Below are 2,256 nucleotides of genomic sequence, written 5' to 3' on the forward strand. Positions count from 1 at the left end.
CCCACAAACATAATAGGGCTGCCGTAACTCCCCCGCATGATCGTTCATCACAGAATGGCGCAAGGATAATTTGATAGAATGCTATTGTCTATCAATGGATGGCCTCAAACAATAGGGAGTCTTTGACGGCCAATGCAGTGCGACGATGAGCTATATGGGAAGGTCGAGATTACCGAGCCAGTGCTACGGGATTTGATTGCAAGTGATGCGTTGCAAAGAACAAAGAGAATTTTACAGCATGGCATAACCGCACTTCTAGGGATTACGCCTTCGTTCAGCCGCTTCGATCATTCCGTGGGAGTGATGCTTCTCGTCCGCCGCCTCGGTGCGTCAGTCGAAGAACAGATTGCGGCGCTGCTACACGACGTCAGCCATACGGCTTTCAGTCATGTCATCGATTTCGTATTCGATGACCACAATGGACAACGTTACCACGAAGAAAAGAAGATGGAGATTGTTGGCAGCTCCGATATTCCGGCAATTTTGAATCGATACGGAAGCGATTGGCGCGAATTCATGGATCAAGATCAGTTCCCACTTCTTGAACAGCCCGTCCCTGCTCTATGTGCCGACAGATTGGATTACTTCCTAAGAGACTTGGAATTCCTGAAACTGGCGAACAGCGAGGAAATACGGACAGCCATTGAGTCCTTGGATGTCATCGAGGGGCAGATTGCCGTCAACGATTCAGGTGCCGCACAGTGGTTGGCATACACATTCATTGAGGCAGATCGTGCGAGTTGGTCGAGCTTCCGTGAAGTTGGCCTTTATCAACTAACAGCGGAGGCTATCAAGGCTGCTAACCAGTATGGGGTTATCGGCGAGGCGGACTTATGGGATTCGGATGAATCCCTCTGGAGAAAGTTGCAGTCAGCAGATCATCCTGAGATCAAGAGACTGGTGAGGCTCATTACCCCAGGAACTCGCTTCACTTGGAACGAAGAGCAACCATCATTCTGTGTGTCAACTAAGGTCAGAAGCATAGATCCACTGAGTATCAATGGAAATTCGGTAGCCCCATTGTCGGTTCTAAATCCTGACTTCGCCCGGTATCGGAACGCTTACCTATCTAGCAAGCAGGGGCAGTGGTCGATGGGGATCGTAAATACACCCGGGGGTTTGGCCTAACTTTGGGTGCTATATCGTGAAAGGAACTAAATATGAGTAGTCAATCATTGCAAGACCGAATTGAAGGGAGAGTGGTTTATCGAATGGACCCCGAATACGAGTCGATATGAAGCGCTCTTGTCTGGAACGCACGCAAGCCAGCGCGTTATCCGGATATGATCGTGCAGGTCGCTTCCGAAAACGATGTTGTCGAAGTGGTCCGGTTTGCCCGGGAACGGCACATGCAGATCGCCGCGCGGGGTGGCGGCCACCACTGGAGTGCCCCGGCAATTCGTCAGGGAGGCATTCTATTAGACTTGTCTCGCCTTAACCGGGTGGACATCGATCCAGAGGCAAGGGTGGCGACCGTGCAGCCCGTCGTGTCCAATCGCGATCTTGCCAGTCAACTCGCTATCCACGATCTCGCCTTTCCGGTCGGGAACTGTTCCACTGTGCCGCTGAGCGGCTTTATTCTTGGAGGGGGATTTGGTTGGAACGCCGGCAATTGGGGCGTTTCCTGCTGGAGCCTTCTTTCTTTGGATGTGGTGACTGCTGAGGGCGGCCTTGTCACCGCGAGTGACACGGAAAACCCGGATTTACTATGGGCGGCACGCGGCGCCGGTCCTGGATTTTTAGGCATTGCAACCCGCTACCGGTTGAAACTGTATCCATAGCCGAAGGCGAACACTACCAGCACACTGGTGTATCCCATGGAGAAGCTTTCAGAAGTGGTCCGGTGGGCAACGGAGGCGGTAAAATCATTTCCTCGAAAAGTGGAGTTCATTTTGTTGTTTGCTCACGCACCCGACGCTTTGGCAAACCAAAGCGAGAAAGTATGCATCGTGTCAGCGACTGCTTTTGCCGACTCCGACTCAGAGGCGGAAGAGGCACTATCTGATGTTGCAGCCTGCCCGGTTGGCGGAGACTTGATGAAAAAACTGAACGTCAGCATGACGTTCGAGGATCTTTTTGACATCATGGACGGCTTCTTTCCGGAGCAAAGACGGTACGCCGCAGACACCCTCTGGTCTGCCGCTGCCCCGATCGATGTGATGCGCATCGTCCAAGATCATTTCGACCAAGTTCCTTCCGTCGGTTCCTCGGTGTTGGGGCTGATTCTTCCGCCTCCAACCCCGGATGCACCCACAC

At 52.7% G+C, this 2,256-nt stretch carries 3 protein-coding genes; all 3 read left to right on the forward strand.

Annotation, left to right across the window (positions count from 1 at the left end; all coding sequences use genetic code 11):
* Positions 1 to 132 precede the first annotated feature (132 nt).
* On the forward strand, positions 133 to 1,128 hold the full coding sequence (locus ACWVCN_RS11495) for an HD domain-containing protein (RefSeq protein WP_455245874.1): 996 nt from the start codon (positions 133 to 135) through the stop codon (positions 1,126 to 1,128).
* A 161-nt stretch (positions 1,129 to 1,289) separates the two neighbouring features.
* Positions 1,290 to 1,781, forward strand: a complete 492-nt coding sequence (locus tag ACWVCN_RS11500) for an FAD-binding oxidoreductase (RefSeq protein WP_455245876.1) — start codon at positions 1,290 to 1,292, stop codon at positions 1,779 to 1,781.
* A 36-nt stretch (positions 1,782 to 1,817) separates the two neighbouring features.
* Positions 1,818 to 2,256: hypothetical protein (locus ACWVCN_RS11505; RefSeq protein WP_455245877.1), on the forward strand; the 439-nt coding region annotated here is incomplete at its 3' end.

The sequence above is a fragment of the Petrachloros mirabilis genome (genome assembly GCF_975968855.1).

Excerpts from the sequence above, each read along its gene's own strand:
- ACWVCN_RS11495 (WP_455245874.1), top strand. The coding sequence starts at position 133 with ATGCAGTGCGACGATGAGCTATATGGGAAGGTCGAGATTACCGAGCCA.